The organism is Brevibacillus sp., from assembly GCF_003521185.1.
Classification (GTDB): Bacteria; Bacillota; Bacilli; order Brevibacillales; family Brevibacillaceae; genus Brevibacillus; species Brevibacillus parabrevis.
The window spans coordinates 33531-51693 of the sequence record NZ_DOTK01000014.1 but is presented as its reverse complement, the minus strand read 5'-3'; the positions used below and the strand labels follow the sequence as shown (position 1 = coordinate 51693).

Annotated in this window: 18 protein-coding genes; 15 read left to right on the top strand and 3 right to left on the bottom strand. The window is 52.3% G+C overall.

Annotation, left to right across the window (positions count from 1 at the left end):
- The first annotated feature begins 108 nt into the window (after nt 1–108).
- Entirely contained in the window at nt 109–2388 is a 2280-nt protein-coding gene (locus tag DEP07_RS03930; protein WP_122963629.1) for a GGDEF domain-containing protein, read from the top strand.
- Between the two features lie 62 nt (nt 2389–2450).
- Here the strand turns inward: DEP07_RS03930 and DEP07_RS03925 are convergent, their stop codons facing one another.
- Nucleotides 2451–2885: a peptidylprolyl isomerase gene (locus tag DEP07_RS03925; protein ID WP_122963628.1), complete on the bottom strand. Its 435-nt coding sequence runs from the start codon at nt 2883–2885 to the stop codon at nt 2451–2453.
- 188 nt (nt 2886–3073) lie between these two features.
- On the opposite strand from DEP07_RS03925, the gene DEP07_RS03920 reads away from it, so the two are divergent.
- The 14 genes from DEP07_RS03920 to DEP07_RS03855 all read left to right on the top strand — a co-directional run bounded on the left by DEP07_RS03920 (nt 3074) and on the right by DEP07_RS03855 (nt 16341).
- On the top strand, nt 3074–3496 hold the full coding sequence (locus DEP07_RS03920; RefSeq protein WP_122963627.1) for a hypothetical protein: 423 nt from the start codon (nt 3074–3076) through the stop codon (nt 3494–3496).
- A 279-nt stretch (nt 3497–3775) separates the two neighbouring features.
- The gene (locus tag DEP07_RS03915) at nt 3776–4444 is read left to right on the top strand and encodes a site-2 protease family protein (RefSeq protein WP_173595788.1); all 669 of its coding nucleotides are present in this window, start codon (nt 3776–3778) and stop codon (nt 4442–4444) included.
- Nucleotides 4445–4464: 20 nt separating this feature from the next.
- A complete protein-coding gene (locus DEP07_RS03910) occupies nt 4465–5226 on the top strand; it encodes a segregation/condensation protein A (protein ID WP_274875229.1) in 762 nt (253 codons plus the stop codon).
- The gene (gene scpB, locus DEP07_RS03905) at nt 5216–5800 is read left to right on the top strand and encodes an SMC-Scp complex subunit ScpB (protein WP_063226896.1); all 585 of its coding nucleotides are present in this window, start codon (nt 5216–5218) and stop codon (nt 5798–5800) included. Before DEP07_RS03910 ends, scpB begins: the two co-directional genes overlap by 11 nt.
- Nucleotides 5801–5897: 97 nt before the next feature.
- Nucleotides 5898–7070: a D-alanyl-D-alanine carboxypeptidase family protein gene (locus DEP07_RS03900; RefSeq protein WP_280648297.1), complete on the top strand. Its 1173-nt coding sequence runs from the start codon at nt 5898–5900 to the stop codon at nt 7068–7070.
- Nucleotides 7063–7653, top strand: coding sequence for a nucleoside recognition domain-containing protein (locus DEP07_RS03895; protein WP_173595790.1), 591 nt, complete (start codon nt 7063–7065; stop codon nt 7651–7653). The genes DEP07_RS03900 and DEP07_RS03895 overlap by 8 nt, the downstream gene beginning before the upstream one ends.
- An 11-nt stretch (nt 7654–7664) precedes the next feature.
- Nucleotides 7665–8198, top strand: a complete 534-nt coding sequence (locus tag DEP07_RS03890) for a spore maturation protein (protein WP_280648298.1) — start codon at nt 7665–7667, stop codon at nt 8196–8198.
- A gap of 114 nt (nt 8199–8312) precedes the next feature.
- Entirely contained in the window at nt 8313–9062 is a 750-nt protein-coding gene (locus tag DEP07_RS03885) for a pseudouridine synthase (protein ID WP_173595792.1), read from the top strand.
- A gap of 109 nt (nt 9063–9171) precedes the next feature.
- Complete coding sequence (gene resA / locus DEP07_RS03880) at nt 9172–9699, top strand: thiol-disulfide oxidoreductase ResA (RefSeq protein WP_122963620.1); 528 nt, start codon at nt 9172–9174, stop codon at nt 9697–9699.
- Nucleotides 9700–9707: 8 nt separating this feature from the next.
- A complete protein-coding gene (gene resB, locus DEP07_RS03875; protein ID WP_281868414.1) occupies nt 9708–11336 on the top strand; it encodes a cytochrome c biogenesis protein ResB in 1629 nt (542 codons plus the stop codon).
- Nucleotides 11337–11359: 23 nt separating this feature from the next.
- The gene (gene ccsA, locus DEP07_RS03870; protein WP_122963618.1) at nt 11360–12589 is read left to right on the top strand and encodes a cytochrome c biogenesis protein CcsA; all 1230 of its coding nucleotides are present in this window, start codon (nt 11360–11362) and stop codon (nt 12587–12589) included.
- A gap of 89 nt (nt 12590–12678) precedes the next feature.
- The gene (locus DEP07_RS03865; protein ID WP_012686105.1) at nt 12679–13395 is read left to right on the top strand and encodes a response regulator transcription factor; all 717 of its coding nucleotides are present in this window, start codon (nt 12679–12681) and stop codon (nt 13393–13395) included.
- The gene (locus tag DEP07_RS03860; RefSeq protein WP_173595793.1) at nt 13396–15186 is read left to right on the top strand and encodes an ATP-binding protein; all 1791 of its coding nucleotides are present in this window, start codon (nt 13396–13398) and stop codon (nt 15184–15186) included.
- A 15-nt stretch (nt 15187–15201) separates the two neighbouring features.
- A complete protein-coding gene (locus tag DEP07_RS03855) occupies nt 15202–16341 on the top strand; it encodes an HAD family hydrolase (RefSeq protein ID WP_281868419.1) in 1140 nt (379 codons plus the stop codon).
- 134 nt (nt 16342–16475) lie between these two features.
- On the opposite strand, the gene DEP07_RS03850 is transcribed toward DEP07_RS03855, so the two are convergent.
- Together DEP07_RS03850 and DEP07_RS03845 are read right to left on the bottom strand one after the other, a co-directional pair.
- On the bottom strand, nt 16476–16751 hold the full coding sequence (locus DEP07_RS03850; RefSeq protein WP_122963615.1) for a hypothetical protein: 276 nt from the start codon (nt 16749–16751) through the stop codon (nt 16476–16478).
- Nucleotides 16752–16763: 12 nt separating this feature from the next.
- A complete protein-coding gene (locus DEP07_RS03845; protein ID WP_122963614.1) occupies nt 16764–18047 on the bottom strand; it encodes an SLC13 family permease in 1284 nt (427 codons plus the stop codon).
- Between the last annotated feature and the right edge of the window lie 116 nt (nt 18048–18163).

Genomic DNA, 18163 nt, shown 5'->3' with positions numbered 1-18163 from the left:
ACCCTTCCGAAAAGCACAGGAAGGGTCTTTATATTTCCTTCATCTGGCATTCACGAAAAATTAAATCTTCCCTGCCATAATGGAGGTGGCGAGGAGGACAGATACAGCATGTTGTCGACTCTCATCAAAAAGTTTCGGCGCTTTCCCTATTTTTCCCTGGATAAGCGTCAATGGATGAAGAACGTCATTCGGCAGGAAATCGAGAAAGGCCGCAACGTCGTCATGTTTTATGTCGATATTGTCAAAATGACGGAAGTGGAGCAGCGCTACGGCGATACGAGCGCCAAACGCGTGCTGCACATTTTTGAAGGAATATTGCCGGGAGTAGCTCGCCAGGCATTCGAAATAAAAGGCAAGATTTTGGCGATTCAGAAGCTGTGGGGCGACGATTTCGCCATTTATGTGTCTTTTGGCGGACAGGTAAGCGATGAAGATTGCCGCATGCTTTCCATCCATTTTCAGGAGCTGGCGGAGCGGCAGCTGAATCGTCAGGTCAGCTTCGTCAACCGGGAAGATTTGCGGGTGCATATCGGCTATGCTACCATCGCAGGTCATGATATCGTCCGGGAAATGTACACGTCGGTGAAACACGCCGTCCATATGGCGAAGTACGGGATTACATCGGAAAAGTACACGCACATGACCCAATTTCACAAGCTGCTTGCGGAAGAAAATGTGAACATGCATTTTATGCCGATCATTCACCTGCCAGACGGCCAGGCGTTAGGGTGGGAGGCGCTTGCTCGCGGCCCGCAAAACAGTCCGTTTGCGACGCCCGCGACATTGTTCAGCTATGCGGAGGAGACGGATACCGTGTTTCGGCTGGAGCATATTTGCCGCAAGCGAGCATTGGAACAGCTGCGCTATTTAAATCCGAATGAAAAGTTGTTCATTAACCTTGATCCAAGGGCGATAGACGATCCCTTTTTGCTGAGGGGAAAGGTTCAGAGCTTGCTCGCCAATTACGGCCTGAACCCGCATAACATCGTCTTTGAAATAACGGAGCGTCACGCGATTACGAACTACGCGGTGTTTCGCAAAATTATCGAAGAGTACCGGAAAAAAGGCTATTTGATCGCGGTCGATGATGCAGGTGCGGGCTATTCCAGCCTGGAATCGATTACGGAGATTTACCCCGATTTCATCAAACTGGACATGTCGCTCATCCGCAATATCGATGTCGACCCGATCAAGCAGGCGCTGCTGGAGACGTTCGTCTCATTCGCCGAGAAGGTCAATTGCAAGATTATTGCGGAAGGCATCGAGACGGAGCGCGAGCTGGAGACGCTGATGGACGTAGGGGTGGTTTACGGCCAAGGCTACTATTTGGGCAAGCCGGACAAAGGGATGGCGCAAGTATCGGGTCAGGCGATGAACTTTTTGCGCTATATGCAGGAGAAGCAAAGAGACGGTGCGAAAGAGACGATCATCGTCGCGCCAGACATGACGGAGATTTTGGCCAAGACGATTTGCGTGGAAAAGCACGTCAGGGTGCGGCGCGTCCATGAAATTTTCGAGCAAAACCAGCGAATTGAAAGCGTAGTCGTCCTGGAAGAGGGCAGACCGATCGGGTTGGTCATGCGCTTTTCGCTCTATCAAATTCTTGGCGGCCAGTACGGCATCGCCCTCTATTACGAGCGGCCTGTTTCCCACATCATGAACACGAACCCGCTGAAGGCCAGCAAAAACGACCGGCTGGACGAGGTAGCGAAACGAGCCATGGCGCGCGACGCCTATCATCTCTATGACGTCGTGATCATCGTCGGGGAGCAGAACGAGTATTTGGGCATTGTGACCGTGCAAAATTTGCTCGACAAGATGGCTTCGATCAAGCTGGAGATGGCCAGTTCCGCCAATCCGCTGACAGGGCTTCCAGGCAACGTGCAAATCGAGCGCGAACTGAACGGGCGGATCAAGCAGCGAGAGGCGCAGATGGTGATTTACTGCGATCTCGACCGCTTCAAATGGTTTAATGACCGCTACGGCTTTGAAGTGGGCGATCAAATCATCGTGCGGACGGCGAATTTGCTGCGGGATGCCTCCCGGCGCTTTGGAAGCGGCAATGACTTCATCGGGCATATCGGCGGCGACGACTTTATCCTCATCACCGCGGCAGATCATGTGGATGCGCTTGTCACGTATTTGATCGACTCGTTTTCCTCCTATTTTACGGACATCTACGAAAAATGCCGGATGGGCGACGATGTGCAATTGTCAATGTCCATGGCAGGCGTGGACTTGGGGCCAGGCATGTTTACGAGCGCGGAAGCCGTGGCGCGCCGGGCGGCCGATGTGAAAAAGTGGGCGAAATCGTACCCGGGAACGGTGTTTGTTCGCGACCGCGAGAGGGAAGAGCAGGCGAGTGTGGAGACTGCGGGTGGATGTTGAAAAAATCAAATAAAAAAGACACTAGCAAATTACTGCTAGTGTCTTTTTGTACTAGGTGAGTCTTATTCTCCCAATACCTTGACTTCTTTCATTTTATCGCCTTGCTTGATCGCGTCAACATGCTCCAAACCGGAAGTCACGCGGCCAAATACAGTATGTACGCCATCGAGGTGAGGGAACGCGTCGTAGCAGATGAAGAACTGGCTGCCGCCTGTGTCTTTTCCTGCGTGCGCCATCGAGAGGGCACCGCGTTGGTGTTTGTGCGGGTTTCCTTTGGTTTCACATTTGATAGTGTAACCAGGACCGCCAGTGCCAGTTCCGTATGGGCAACCGCCTTGTGCTACGAAGCCAGGGATGACACGGTGGAAAGACAGACCATTGTAGAAACCTTCGTTTGCCAGCTTTTCAAAGTTGCCGACAGTTCCTGGAGCTTCTTGATCGAACAGCTCCAGCTCGATTTGATTACCATTTTCCATGGTGATGTGCGCTTTTTTCATGGATGAGCCTCCAGACCTTGTAAAGTTAACGTTCCTATTTTACCACGCGTCATGGTTGTCGTCCAATTACATCCCGCTGGTTTAGTTATTTCAGCTTATTCCCCACAACACTGCCATTTTAAGCAAAAGTTATACAGGAAACTGTTAGATTCTGTCGAATCGGTTGTAATCAGGAGGGGGAGAAGAGAGTGGCTATAACGCAAAGAGGTAGACTTGATTTATTGAAAGAAGTGTACAAAAATCAACAGACAGAGGGAAAGTTTACGCATGAGACATTAAATTGCAACGATAAAAGTTCGCTATTAAAATATACAGCCTACTTGTATTTGGAGGATCATGGATGGCTTGCAATAAATGAGGTAAATCAAAGTGAATATGTAGTGAGAATAACTGGAAAAGGGATTGATATTGTAGAAAAGAGAGCCAAAAAGAAGCTCTTAAAAGTGTTTTTAAATTGGGCGGTAGTAGGCTATACACTCTTTGTTATTTGGTTCTTATTTCGATTGTTTCAGTTTGGGGAAATCAGTAACGGTGATAACAGCTTCATTGCTTTGGTTGGTTTCCTATTCACTATGTTGGGTACTTTAATTGCAGTGAATGACAGAGAATAGGACTTAGCCTTCGAATCAATTTTGGCTACTCTATTACTCTATTAATCAACGATTTGCGGCACCGACAGGCTTTTGCTTGTCGGTGCTTTTCTTTTCGCACGCCTGAAAAAGCCAATGACTCGCTCGCATCACGCCCGGCTCTTTCAGCCTGATATGCCAGCCTTGAAGAGACTTGTAAGCCTATCCATCTGCTGGTATCCTAGAAGGTAGACGATTTTTTGCCGAGCGAAGCCTGGGGAATTGCGCTGGGCTTTTTGCGAAGCTGTTAAGGGGGAACCAATGGATCTATTTCATTTTGATTGGAAAACGGTACCGTTTCGCATGATTGCATTCGTTATCGCTTTCAGCTTGCACGAATGGGCGCACGCCTTTGTCGCCTGGAAACTGGGCGACAATACCGCCAAAAACGAGGGCCGCTTAACGATAAATCCGATCCCGCACATCGATCCGTTCGGGTTGATTCTCATTTTGTTTGGACCGTTCGGCTGGGCCAAGCCTGTGCCGATCAATCCGCTGCAATTTCGCGGGAACAAGCGACTCGGTATCGTGTATGTGTCGGCAGCGGGGCCGTTGATCAACCTGGTGTTGGCGATTCTGTTCTGTATTGTTTACATACTTACACGTTATTACGGCGTGATGGACGGAATGAGCGAAAAAGCTGCATTCGCATTGAAAACAACACTGGAATACTGTGTCTTCATCAATGTGGGCTTGTTTGTGTTCAACCTGCTGCCAGTTCCCCCGCTCGACGGGTATAAGATTTTGCGCTTCCTGTCTCCGCGCAGATGGGATGGAGCCTTTTACAATTTCGAAATCTATGGTCCTTGGTTGTTGCTTCTGCTGATTTTCATCCCGGGTGTTAGCGCAACCATTTTCGGTATACCTATGGGATTAATGGTGATGTGGGTGCAAAAAGTTGCCGGAAGCATCATCAGCGTGTTCATTTAAAGGAAACGAGGGGACGTCTTTTGGCCTACAGCATCAAACTTGATTCATTTGAAGGGCCCCTTGACCTTTTGCTTCATCTGATCGACAAGGCAGAAGTAGACATTTACGACATTCCGATTGCGGAAATTACCGAGCAATACCTCGCGACGATCGATCGCATGCAGGAGCTGCAACTCGATGTGGCCAGCGAGTTTGTCGTGATGGCGGCGACCCTGCTTTCCATCAAAAGCAAAATGCTTTTGCCGCGAAAAGAAGAGCACGTGTTCCAGCCTTTTCTCGACATGGACGTCGACGAGATCGATCCGCGGGAAGAGCTGGTGGCGCGACTGTTGGAATACAAGCGCTACAAGCTGCTGGCTGAGCAACTTCGCGAGATGGAAATCGGCCGCAACCAGGTGTTTACCCGCCCTGCGGAAAATTTGGCTCCGTATGCGCGCGAGGAAGATACGACCGTCAAAAACGTGACGTTGTACGATCTGGTCAATGCGCTGGAAAAACTCGTGCAAAAAGCGAAAGACAAGGAACCGATGACAAAGGTTTCCCGCGATGAAATCTCCATCAAGGACCGGATGACGCAGATTCGCCAGCTGGTTCGCGTCGGAGGGGGCATGGTGCGCTTCTCCCAGCTTTTTGCCCAGGGAGCGACCCGCTCGGAAATCGTCACGACGTTTCTCGCTTTGCTGGAGCTGATGAAGGCAAAGCAAATTACGTGTGTGCAAAATCAACTGTTTCAAGACATCATGATCTGTGATGCGGAAGGAGCCCACAACGATGGACTATGACAAGCTCAAAGGCGTGATCGAAGGCTTGCTGTTCATCTCGGGAGATGAAGGAATCGATGCCAAGGAGATTAGTGAAATCGTCGAGGTATCGGAAGAAGAGGTCGTTGACTTGATCGAGGACATGAAAGCGGACTTTCGCCGGGCAGGGCGCGGCGTGCAAATCGTCGAAGTGGCCAAAGCGTATCAGTTGACGACCTTGCCCGAGCATGTTCCTTATTTCGAGCGACTAGCCACTTCGCCTGGGCAATCGACGCTGTCCCAGGCAGCACTGGAGACGCTTGCCATCATTGCCTACAAGCAGCCGTTGACGCGCTCGGAAATCGAAGAAATACGCGGTGTAAAATGCGAAAAGGCACTCAATACGCTTTTGTCGAAACAGTTGATTCGCGAAGCGGGGAGAGCCGAAGGGATTGGACGCCCGATTTTGTACGCGACCACCAAAGAGTTTCTCGAGCATTTCGGACTGCGCGAAATTGCCGATCTACCCGAACCGCCTGTCAACCTGGATATCGAGGAAGTCCGCATGGAAGCCTCTGCTCTTTTTGGCAGACAGGAAGAAAAAGCAAACGATTAGTCGCTCCGGACAGTTTTTCGTACTACCGCCCGACTCGTCCCCATATATATGTACAAACCTGTGTATCGTTGTACTTTTGGGGATGGGGAGGACGTGTATGAACGTACGAAAACTTCTGTCCGGCGGACTCGTCGTTTTTCTTTTTATACAGCTATTGCTGGCTGGGCCACCCGCAGCACAGGCGCAAACGGCGCAGCCAAGCCTCTCGGCCGAAGGCGCTGCCTTGATTGATGTGGCGAGCGGGCGGATTCTGTATTCGAAAAACGGCACGAAAAAGATGCGGATCGCCAGCCTGACGAAGACGATGACGGCGATTGTCGCCATTGAGATGGGGAAGCTCGACGACCAGGTGACCGTACCGCCAGAAGCTGTCGGGGTCGAAGGCTCGTCTATCTACTTGAAGCGATCCGAAAAGCTGACGTTGGAAGAGCTGCTCTACGGTCTCATGCTGCGCTCAGGCAATGATGCTGCCGTTACGATTGCCACCCACATTGGCGGCTCGGTTCCGGGCTTCACTTATATGATGAACGAAAAGGCAGCCATGATCGGAATGGAGCATACGAATTTTACCAACCCGCACGGACTGGATGACAGCAACCAGCACTATTCTACGGCCGAAGATATGGCGAAGCTGTCCGCCTATGCTTTGCGCAATCCGGTTTTTCGGCAAATTGTTTCCACCAAGGTCAAAGACATCTCCTGGGAAGGGGAGCAGTGGGACAGACGGCTGCTCAACAAAAACAAGATGCTGCATCTGTACAACGGAGCAGACGGGGTGAAAACAGGCTACACGAAGCTGGCGAAGCGTTGTCTCGCCGCCTCGGCTACCCGCGAAGGAAGACAGCTCGCGACCATCACTTTAAATGCTTCGGACGACTGGAATGATTCTGCAAAGCTTTTGGACTACGGCTTTGCCAACTTTCCGGTCAAGCAGTTGGTCGGTGAAGGCCAGGACATCCAGCCAGAAACTCCGGTTACGATGGAAGCGGGCGCCCATTTGGTGACACAAAACGCTTTTCGCTACCCGCTCCAGTCTGCGGAAGAGGCAGCGATCAAACAACGCGTTGTGATGGGACAGTCGACAATCACCCCCCAGATGGAAGGGCAGCTCGTCGGTTTCTTGCAGGTGTACATGAAGGAAAACATGATCGGACAGGTGCCGCTCGTCGTGCGCGCCGACGCTCCGACGGCAAGTCAGCCTGCGGGCGGTGAGCACTTGTTCTGGAAGCAGTTCTGGGACATTGTGGCAGGGGGGCTGTGGCGTGCTTAATGTCATCTGGCTCGCTTTGATCGTCATCTCAATCGTCGTCGCCGCCTTCACAGGTCGCATGGAGGCAATCAACGCGGCAGCTTTTGAAGGCGCGAAGACAGGCGTCACCGTATGCTTCGGCTTGCTCAGCGTCCTCGCCTTTTGGCTGGGCATTATGCGCGTAGCGGAAAAATCCGGGTTGCTTGCGCTGTTGTCCAAAGCGCTGTCTCCGCTTATTCAGCTGCTGTTTCCCGATGTGCCAAAAGGCCATCCAGCCATGGGCTATATTTTGTCGAACATGAGTGCCAATCTGCTCGGTCTTGGCAATGCCGCAACGCCGATGGGGCTGAAAGCGATGGAGGAATTGCAGAAGCTGAATCCAGACAAGCAAAAAGCTTCCCCGGCGATGTGCACGCTGCTGGCGATCAACACGGCGAGCATCACGATCATTCCGACGACCATGATTGCGATTCGCATGCAGTACGGCTCCGTCAATCCGGTGGAAATTGTCGGGACGACGCTCGTCTCTTCCTTTGCGGCAACGATCGTGGCCTTGTTGATTGATCGCTGGTATCGCTATCGTCACTTACGACGTCACAATTAGGGGGAAACCGTATGTATCAATGGGTATCCCTGATCTCGCTCTGGGCGATTCCCGTTACGATTGCGTTTGTCCTCTTGTACGGATGGCGCCGACAGGTTCCGGTATACGAGACATTTGTCGAGGGAGCAAAAGGCGGGCTTTCGACGACGATTCGCATTTTGCCCCATCTGATTGCGATGATGGTGGCGGTCAGCATGTTCCGCGAGTCTGGGGCACTTGACATGCTGTTGCGCGGCATAAAGCCTGTGCTAGACTTTCTCCACTTTCCCGAGGAACTGGTGCCGCTCGCTCTGTTGCGCCCGCTGACCGGGACGGGGTCGCTTGCCATCGCTACCGATTTGATCGCGCAGTACGGGCCGGACTCGTTTTTCGGAAGACTGGCGGCTACGATGCAAGGGAGCACGGACACGACCTTGTACGTCCTGACTGTTTATTTTGGGGCTGTCGGCATTCGCAACTCCGGCTACGCCTTGAAGGTCGGGCTATGGTCTGATCTGGCGGGGGTCGTTTTCTCCTTGCTGATCGTCTCGTACGTTTTTTCCTGAACGCAAGAATTGTCAAATACGCAGGGAAAACTTCCTCGAAACATGGGGAAGTTTTTCCCTTTTTCTTGTCCACACTGGTAAGAATGGGTATGATGTTGTAGAGGTGATCCAACGATGGAACGATTGCAAAAGGTATTGGCGCATGCTGGAGTCGCCTCTCGCCGGCATTGTGAGGAATTGATCGCACAGGGACATGTGCAGGTAAACGGCAAGGTTGTTCACGAGCAGGGAATCAAGGTCGACCCTGCGACAGACAAGATTACGGTAAAAGGCCGGGAAATCGTGCTGGAGCAGCACGTCTACTATTTGCTGTACAAGCCGACAGGTGTGATTACGAGCGCAAGCGACCCTCAAGGGCGCAAAGTGGTCACGGAACTGCTCGCGGGGGTAAAAGAACGCGTCTATCCGGTAGGACGGCTTGACTACGACACATCCGGCTTGCTGCTGTTGACCAATGACGGCGATCTGGCCAACAAGCTTGCCCACCCGAGCTACGAAATCGACAAAGTATACCGCGCCTGGGTAAAAGGCGTACCTAGCCAGGACAAGCTGAAAAAGCTCGCAACGGGCATTCTCCTGGAAGATGGCATGACTTCGCCGGGGGCGTCCAAATTGCTCAAAACCGAGCAAGGGAATGCCAAGGCGCTGATCGAGCTGACGATTCACGAAGGACGCAATCGCCAGGTGCGGCGAATGTGCGCGGCGATCGGGCATCCGGTACTCACGCTGGAGCGTGTTCGCTTAGGATTTTTGACGCTGGAAGGACTGCGCGCAGGCCAGTTTCGAGCGCTGAGCAAGCAGGAAGTAGACAAGCTGAAGCAAGGATTGGTGCAAAACAGACGGAGCAGAGGGCCAAAAGCGTGATTCGTTCAAAATCTGTTCATAAGTTATGCGCTGGCGGAAAATCTAGGAACGCTATAATAGAATGGATAATGCTTGCAATTTACAAGTAGTAGATGGGAGTATGGGCATCATGAACAAAACCAACCGTACATATGTCAGGGTCGCGGTACTGGGTCTTTTGCTTGTCGCTCTGGTTTTTGCTCTCTATTCCAGCTTCGTGAAGGACCCGAATGCTGTCAAAGTAGGGGGCGATGCTCCGAATTTCAGTTTGGAGCAGTTGAACGGACCAGAACTGGCGCTTGACGATTTGAAAGGGAAGGGCGTCGTGCTCAATTTCTGGGGCACATGGTGCGAGCCCTGTAAAAAGGAAATGCCAGCCTTGCAGGAGCAGTACAACAAGTTCAAGGACAAAGGACTGGTTGTCGTCGGTGTGAACATTGGAGAAGCTCCCGTTGCCGTAGAGCCGTTTGTGAAGCAGTTCGGTGTCGACTTCCCGATTTTGCTGGATCGCCAATCGCAAATTACGAAGTTGTACCGGATCGGTCCTATTCCTACGACGTTTTTTATTGCGCCGGATGGAGAAGTGAAGGAGATTTTCATCGGGCAACTAAATGAAGCAATGATTGCGGACAAAATGTCCAAAATCTTGCCCAAGTGAGGAGCATTATGGATCAGCGAAAATGTGAATGTGGGCACACGAATCCGGTAGGGACGCTGCTCTGTGAGTCGTGCGGGAAGCCGTTGAACGTCGAAGTATACGAGCAGACGGCATTTCCTGACATGCGCTACGAAGGGATGGCACGGCGTTCCCAGACGTATACGAAAAAATGGATTGACCGGATCTGGAATTATTTTTCCTCGGTCAAAATTGCAATCGGTATCATTATCGTCATTCTGGTTGCTTCGGCGGTCGGAACGATCTTCCCGCAGCAGCAATACATCCCCGTTCCGGTTCCGACAGAAGCGGATGTGGCGCGATTCTACACGGATACATACGGAGTGCTCGGGACGGTTTACTACGGACTTGGCTTTCACAATCTGTACTCTTCCTGGTGGTTCGTGACTCTGCTCGTGCTTTTGGGAACATCGCTTGTCATCTGTAGTCTCGACCGGGTCATTCCGCTCTACAAGGCGCTCAGCAAACCGCGTCTCAATCAGCACAAGTCCTTTTTGAAGGGGCAAAAGCTGTTTGCCGAAGGAGAGCTTGCCCCGGATGTCGATCAGGCCGAGCTTTTGGACAGCTCCGCACTGGCTCTGAAGAAAAAAGGGTACCGGATTTTCCGGGCAGAGCGTGCGATCATGGCGGAAAAAGGCCGCTTCAGCCGCTGGGGGCCTTATGTGAACCACATCGGTCTGATTCTGTTTCTGATCGGCGTACTCATGCGCAACATTCCGGGATTTTACATGGACGAGTTTGTGTGGGTGCGGGAAGGGCAGACGGTCGCGATACCGGATACGCCTTATTACATAAAAAGCGAAAACTACCATACCGAGTATTGGTCGGAAGAAGAGATGCCGGCAAAGCTGGAGTTGAATGGAGGCGTCATTCCAAAAAGCTTCCAGACGGACGCCATCCTGTACGTAAACAAAAATGCAGAAGTGCCGGGGAAAAAGCCTGATTTGATCGAAGTGCAGAAAGGCCCTATTATCGTGAACCATCCGATGATGGAGGGGGACCTCGCGATTTATCAGTCTGGCGTTCAGGAAATGCAGCTTGGCGCTCTCAATTTTGTGCTGGTCGATGTGAAACAAGGGAACAAGGAACTGGGGCCAATCAAGATTGACTTGTACAATCCGGCGGCGGAGCAAGAGATTGCGGCGGGCATCAAAGTGCGCGTTCTGGATTACTTCCCGGATTTCGTCATGGGCAAAGACGGCAAGCCTGCTACGCAAACCAATTTGCCGAAAAATCCGATGGTCGCACTGGAAATTGTGGACGAGTCCACGAACCAGAACGAGAAGCTGGTCTACCTGCAAGGTTCGGTTTTGACGCAAAAATCCGATGGCCGCTTCGGGCTGGTCTTCAAAAAGCCTGATCTGATCGATATTTCCGGTTTGAACGTACGGATCGACAAAGCTGTGCCGCTCATCTACTTCGGAGCCTTCATTTTTATGATCGGGGTCGTAATGGGCTTCTTCTGGCAGCACCGTCGGGTCTGGGTGCAGACGCAGGAAGGAACGGTTCTTCTGGCAGCGCATACAAACAAAAACTGGTTCGGGCTTCGCAGGGAGGTCGACGGACTGGTGGAACAGCTCAAGCTTCCTGTAACGGTTGAAGAAAAAACGAAGGCGTAAAGCTCCAAGGGGGTACACTCGACGTGCAGCTCATACAATTGAGTGACTGGTTACTAGATATCGCGTTTTTGCTGTACGTAATCTCTTCGATTGTGTTTGTCGTAGCGATGACGGGGAAAAACTGGGCGGGACGCGATCCAAAGCAACATGAACAACGTTACGGCAGGATCGCGTACTGGCTCGCGGTGGTTGGCTTTTTGGCGCAGACGGGCTATGTCGTGGCTCGCTGGGTTGGGGGAGGACACAGCCCGACGAGCAACATGTTTGAGTTCATGGCCTTTTTGGATTACTGTATTATCCTGGCCTATTTGATCATTTACCGGATTTACAAGCTGAACGTAATCGGGGCGTTTGTGCTTCCGCTCGGGGTCATCATGCTGGCGTATTCGTACGTCTTTCCGAAAGAGGTAACCCCGCTGATTCCTTCGCTGCAAAGCTACTGGCTGCACATTCACGTGACGACAGCAGCGCTCGGGGAAGGGATTTTGGCAGTCGGTTTCGCAGCCGGGCTGATGTATTTGATCCGCACTGTGCCGCAGCACGTATCGGCACGCAGCACCAAGTGGCTGGAATTTGTACTCGCGGTTGTTTTGATGCTTGTCGGATTCATTTTGATGGAATCGACCTTTGCGAGAATGGATCACAAGACGATTTTTGAAATGAACAAAGAGCAGATGAACCCGGTCGGGACGATGGAAAAAGTGCGGGTAGAATACACGATGCCTGCGATTGTCGCTCCTGCCGATTCCAAAATCGTGCAAGCCGGACCGATGAATCCGTGGTTTGCTGCACCGAGCTGGATGGAAGGAAAAGACGCTGCCCGCAAACTGAATACGATGCTGTGGTCGGTCATCACGGGTGTGATTTTGTACGGCGGACTGCGCCTGATTTTCCGCAAGCGTCTGGGTGCCTTGATCCAGCCTTCTGTAGAAGGAATCGAGCCGGATTTGCTGGATGAGATCAGCTACCGGGCGATCAGCATCGGCTATCCTGTCTTCACGCTCGGTGCTTTGATTTTCGCCATGATCTGGGCACAGGAAGCATGGGGACGATTCTGGGGCTGGGACCCGAAAGAGGTATGGGCATTGATCGTCTGGCTGTTTTACAGCGCGTACCTCCATCTGCGCCTTTCGCGCGGGTGGATCGGCGCGAAATCGGCCTGGATGTCTGTCATCGGATTCGTTATCATTTTAATTACGCTGGTCGTGGTCAACCTGGTCATTGCCGGTTTGCACTCCTATGCAGGCGTGTAACATACCCCTTCAAAAAGCTGGTGATTTTGCCAGCTTTTTGGACTATATTCAAATGAGTACGATAACATGAGGCCAAGAGGTGTTTTTGAATGGAAAAAATGGCACGAATTTTGGTAGTAGACGATGAGGAGCGCATCCGCCGCTTGCTTAAAATGTATCTGGAAAGAGAGAACTTTCTGATTGACGAGGCTGACAACGGCGAGCAAGCAGTAGAAATGGCTGTTGGCAGCGATTACGATATTATTTTGCTCGACTTGATGCTTCCCGGGATGGACGGGATTGAGGTATGCCAGCGCGTGCGCGAGTTCAAGGCGACTCCGATCATCATGCTGACGGCAAAAGGCGAAGAGACAAACCGCGTCCATGGCTTTGAAGCAGGCGTGGATGACTACGTGGTCAAGCCGTTCAGCCCGCGAGAGGTCATGTATCGGGTAAAGGCGATTTTACGTCGTTCCTCGGCTACCGCCTACCTCAAGACGGAGACGTTCAACAGTCATTCTGTGCTCGTCTTCCCTGAACTGACGATTGATCACGACGCGCACAAAGTCATTGCGAGCGGACAGGAAGTCAGCCTGACGCCGAAAGAGTACGAGCTGTTGCACTATCTCGCTCTGTCGCCGGACAAAGTGTTCACGCGCGAAGAACTGCTCAAAGACGTGTGGCACTACGAATTTTTCGGTGATTTGCGCACGGTGGATACGCACATCAAGCGTCTGCGCGAAAAATTGAACCGGGTTTCTCCGCAAGCGGCCAACATGATCGCCACTGTCTGGGGAGTCGGCTACAAGCTTGAGGTGCCGAAATAAGTGGACGTTATTTTTCGCAGCGTTGTCGGAAAGCTATGGATGACGATTATTGCTTTGTTTGCACTCGTTTTGACGATATTTAGCCTGTTGCTGGTGCAGTCTTTTGACAGCTTCTACAGCAACCGCCAGACGAAAAATCTGCAAGAGTTGGCGGAAGGGCTGTCGACAGGACTGGCGGCCAGTACCGACAAGCGCGGGGCGCTGGAGATGGCTTCGACGTTTAGTCTCGTTCACCATACCGGAATGCTGGTCTTGAACGACCAAGGCCAGGTGATTGGCAAAAGCGAAGGAACGGGCCTGCCGAACATTCCGGTTGAGCAACTGTTGAAGGACCAGAGCTTACACCTGGCGGATGCATTGGCTGGCAAGCATCCCGCTCCGCAACGCATTTATTTGCAGGTGGCCTCGAACAACCCGAACGATCACATGAGCAGCGTGCAAATGCTCGCAGTCGCCGTCCCGCTTGAGGAAAGCCCTGGCAAGCAAGGGGCGGTCGTGATGTACCAGGCCATCGAAGACTTTGATGATACCGTAAACGAAGTGAGATTTTTAATTTTTGTCGTCGGAGTTATCGCCTTCGTTGCTACCACCGTGTTTGCTTTCTTCCTGTCGTCGCGGATTACGATTCCGCTGCGGCAAATGAAAGAGACGGCCCACCGGATCGCGGAAGGCGATTTCCATGCGGAAGTTCCGATTAAAACCGCGGATGAGACAGGTGAGCTGGCCGCATCGTTCAATACGATGGCGAGCAAGCTGAACCAGCTGGTCGATGCCTTGTCCAAAGAAAAGGAACAGTTGGCAAGCGTATTGCGCTCGATGGTGGACGGGGTTGTCATGATCGACGCGAACGGGAAGGTTGCGGTGACGAATCCGCCAGCCGAACGCTTTTTGCGGGACTGGGAATATGAACACCAGGACGAGCCTGTGCCGTTGTTTACGTTTTACCAGCAGGTGGTGCAGACAGGGCAGGAGGTCATCGAGGACATTCCTGTACAAGGGCGCATTTGGGCGTTGGTGATGGTGCCGCTGAATGACCGGGAACAAATCCGCGGGGCGGTTGCGGTGCTGCGCGATATTACCCAGGAGCGCAAGCTGGACAAAATGCGCAACGACTTTGTCGCCAATGTCTCGCACGAGCTGCGCACACCGCTGTCGATGCTGCAAGGCTACAGCGAAGCGATCGTCGACGATATTGCGACGTCGCCTGAAGAGCACAAAGAGCTGGCGCAGATCATTTACGACGAGTCCGTGCGCATGACGAAGCTGGTCAACGAGCTGCTCAGTCTGGCGCGGATGGAAGCGGGACACGTGGAGCTGTTCCAGGAAGTGTTGGAGCTGCGCCCGTACATGGAGCGAATCCACCGCAAGTTTACCGGGTTGGCTCGGGAACGCGGAATTACGCTGTTGCTGGAAGTAACGACGACACACACGGATGTGAATATCGATCCGGATCGGATGGAGCAGGTGCTTACCAACCTGATCGACAACGCGCTCAGACACACGCCAAGCGGCGGCAGTGTCACGATTCGCGCTCGCGGAGACAAGACATTGCTGATCGAGGTCAGCGATACGGGCAGCGGCATCCCGCAAGAGGATTTGCCGTTTGTGTTCGAGCGGTTTTACAAAGCCGACAAGGCGCGTACGCGCGGGCGAGTCGGCGGCACAGGTCTGGGCTTGGCGATTGCGAGAAACATCGTCGAGGCACACGGAGGTACGATTGGCGTGCAAAGCAAATTGGGAGAGGGCACGACATTTACGATTGCCTTGGCGTTGCAGGCGAAAAATAAATAGGAGTGTAGAGAGAAAATGATCAAAACGATCTTGTTTGATGTGGATGGGGTTATGCTCAGCGAAGAACGCTATTTCGATGCTTCCGCTCTCACGGTTTGGGAGCTTTTGTTCAGCCCGCAGTATGCCGGTTTGCAAGGCGAGTCGTTTCATCCGGCGCCAGCGGAAGCGGTTATCCGACGCGTTCGCGAGCAAGTGTTTGTGCAGGATGAAGTGCTGAACTTCATCAAATCTCGTGGCATCAACTCAAACTGGGATATGGTCTTTCTCGCTGTTTCCTACCAGTTGGTCCGATTGATCGAAAGGCTTGTGCCGCATGTGCCGGAAGCGGCAAGTTTGCTTGCTGACGAGCTTGGTCGGCAAGAGCTTGCCCGTCTGCGGCAGTGGGCAAACGACTACACTCCTGATTTTGCAGTCGATTACGCAGCATTTCTCCCTGATTTCGCCAAAAGCTCAGCGCAAAAGGCGGATTTGCTGCTGTATGTGAATCAATTGGCAAAAGAGCGCTGCGGGGTCGAGACGGACAAGTTTTCGGCAAACTGCGCGCTGTGGCAGCTAGTGCAGGAAACGTTTCAAGAATGGTACCTCGGCGATGAGCGCGTAGCGGCTTCCATTGGCCGTGAGACGATGCAGCCAGGCAAGAAAGGTTTTTTGACCGACGAGATTCCCATTGTTCCCCCGACAGAGATGGCGGAGCTGTTCCGCGTGTTGAATGAACGCGGGTACACATTGGGAATTGGCACGGGGCGTCCGACGATTGAGACGCATGTCCCGCTGCGGGCGATGAACCTGCTGGAATGGTTTGATCCGAATCGGGTTGTGACAGCCTCGCATGTTCTCGAAGCAGAAGAGGCACATCCCGACTATGTGCCCTTGTCCAAGCCGCATCCTTTTTCGTACGTAAAAGGCTTGCTCGGTCTGGAGACGCCGCATAGCGATGTGCTTCGTCATCCTCTGCCGATCGAGAATGGAGCGGAAGTATTGGTAGTGGGAGATTCCCTGGCCGATCTGCTTGCGGCGCGTTCCATGGGCTGCCAGTTCGCCGCCACGCTGACGGGATTGTCTGGTCAAAAGGCGCGCAGCAAGTTTGCGGAAGAAAAGGCCGACTACATTTTGGATGACATTCGCGATCTGCTGACGGTCTTGAACGAAAAGTAAATAAGGATGGCTGAGACGGTTTGGCGTAAGCAAGTTGTAACGTTGCTCTCTCAACAATCATCCAAAAGGTTCCTATAGAAAAAGACTCCACCTTACTTCATCCAGGTGGAGTCTTTTTGCCATTGCTTATGGAATCAAGCCCAGCGCAACGATGTCAGGCATTGAAAACGGAAAGCGTGAATCAGAAACGCGTTTTTCATATCCTCACGAACGATAGCTTCATAAGTGCCGTCCTCCCGCGAGTAAAACATGACATCGGTATAATCGCGGTTCTCATCGAAAAATTGGCGAACCTGCTTCAGCCGCGCTCGCATTTCTTCCGATTTTACTTCGATGACATAAGTCGTATCCTGCTGCGAGGCACGTTCCTGAATACTGATCATTTTTTCATCAAATGTATATTGGAGCAAGCATAGCCCTCCTCACCAAATAAAATAGCGCAAGTAGACGTACAAATGCGAGACGACGATCGACATGATCATCAGCGGGAAAGCCACCTTCATGAAGCTGACAAAGCCGATGTGATGGCCTTCCTTGGCTGCCAGTCCGGCGACGATGACGTTGGCGCTGGCTCCGATGAGCGTTCCGTTTCCACCCAGGCAGGCGCCGAGAGCAAGGCTCCACCAAAGCGGCTCCAGATTGGTGATGCCCAAAGCGCCCATTTCTTTGATCATCGGGATCATCGTGGCGACAAACGGGATGTTGTCGACAAAAGCGGAGGCAATGGCGCTCATCCACAAAATCAGCAGGGAGGTCTTCAACGAATCGCCGCCTGTCAGCTGGATCGCCTGACTCGCCAGCTTGGCAATCACGCCTGTTTCCACCAGCCCCGACACGAGGACAAACAAGCCGATGAAAAAGAAGATCGTATTCCACTCCACTTTGCTGATCGCTTCTTCCAAATAATGCTCTCCGGTGATGAGGAGAAGCAGGAAAGCGCCAGTGAGCGCAATCGTGGCCGATTCGAGATGGAGCGCGCCGTGCAGCATGAAGCCGACAATCGTCAGAGCCATTACTGTCAGCGATTTTTTCAGCAAGACCGAATCCGTAATTTCGTCGCGCTCATTGAGCTGCATGATTCGCGCACTCAACTCAGGCGACGTATGTAGTTGCTTGCGATAAATGAACACGAGACACAAGATCGTCAGCGCCATGATGATGACGATGACCGGGCTTAAATTGACGAGAAACGCCATGAAATCCAGTTCTGGAACCGAACTGCCGATCATGATATTGGGCGGGTCACCAATCAATGTCGCTGTACCACCCGCATTCGATGCAATAATTTCGCTGATCAAAAACGGGATCGGATTCAGTTCCAGCTGTCTGGCGATGCTGAAAGTAACCGGAACGATCAGCAGCACGGTTGTCACGTTGTCCAAAAAGGCGGAAGCAACAGCCGTGATGATGCTCAAGTACACGAGGATGCGAACGGGCTTGCCTTTTGCCAGCTTGGCGGCGCGAATCGCCACATACTTGAATACCCCAGTTTTAGCCGTCACCGTCACGAGGATCATCATCCCGATCAACAGGCCCAACGTGTTGAAATCAATGTGATGTATCGCTTGCTCCTGCGAGACGATGCCAAACAGAACCATCAAAATCCCGCCGCACATGGCGACGATCGTCCTGTGCAATTTTTCGCTGATAATAAATGCGTAGGTAACTAAAAAGATGCCGATGGCGAACAACGCCTGGTTCGTCATAAGAAACTCCTTTCTTGGTGTAAAATCATCTCGTCCCATTATAGCGCTAACAAAAATAAGGGTAAAGGAAAAGACCCGGCAGATGAATAGCCAGGTCTTTTTGGCGATCAGAAGCA

Bases quoted from the DNA above. Each gene is read 5' to 3' on its own strand.
- DEP07_RS03900 (WP_280648297.1), top strand. From the start codon at position 5,898: ATGAACGTACGAAAACTTCTGTCCGGCGGACTCGTCGTTTTTCTTTTT.
- resA (WP_122963620.1), top strand. From the start codon at position 9,172: ATGAACAAAACCAACCGTACATATGTCAGGGTCGCGGTACTGGGTCTT.
- DEP07_RS03890 (WP_280648298.1), top strand. From the start codon at position 7,665: ATGTATCAATGGGTATCCCTGATCTCGCTCTGGGCGATTCCCGTTACG.
- DEP07_RS03855 (WP_281868419.1), top strand. From the start codon at position 15,202: ATGATCAAAACGATCTTGTTTGATGTGGATGGGGTTATGCTCAGCGAA.
- DEP07_RS03845 (WP_122963614.1), bottom strand. From the start codon at position 18,047: ATGACGAACCAGGCGTTGTTCGCCATCGGCATCTTTTTAGTTACCTAC.
- DEP07_RS03915 (WP_173595788.1), top strand. From the start codon at position 3,776: ATGGATCTATTTCATTTTGATTGGAAAACGGTACCGTTTCGCATGATT.
- scpB (WP_063226896.1), top strand. From the start codon at position 5,216: ATGGACTATGACAAGCTCAAAGGCGTGATCGAAGGCTTGCTGTTCATC.
- DEP07_RS03925 (WP_122963628.1), bottom strand. From the start codon at position 2,885: ATGAAAAAAGCGCACATCACCATGGAAAATGGTAATCAAATCGAGCTG.
- DEP07_RS03885 (WP_173595792.1), top strand. From the start codon at position 8,313: ATGGAACGATTGCAAAAGGTATTGGCGCATGCTGGAGTCGCCTCTCGC.
- resB (WP_281868414.1), top strand. From the start codon at position 9,708: ATGGATCAGCGAAAATGTGAATGTGGGCACACGAATCCGGTAGGGACG.
- DEP07_RS03865 (WP_012686105.1), top strand. From the start codon at position 12,679: ATGGAAAAAATGGCACGAATTTTGGTAGTAGACGATGAGGAGCGCATC.
- DEP07_RS03930 (WP_122963629.1), top strand. From the start codon at position 109: ATGTTGTCGACTCTCATCAAAAAGTTTCGGCGCTTTCCCTATTTTTCC.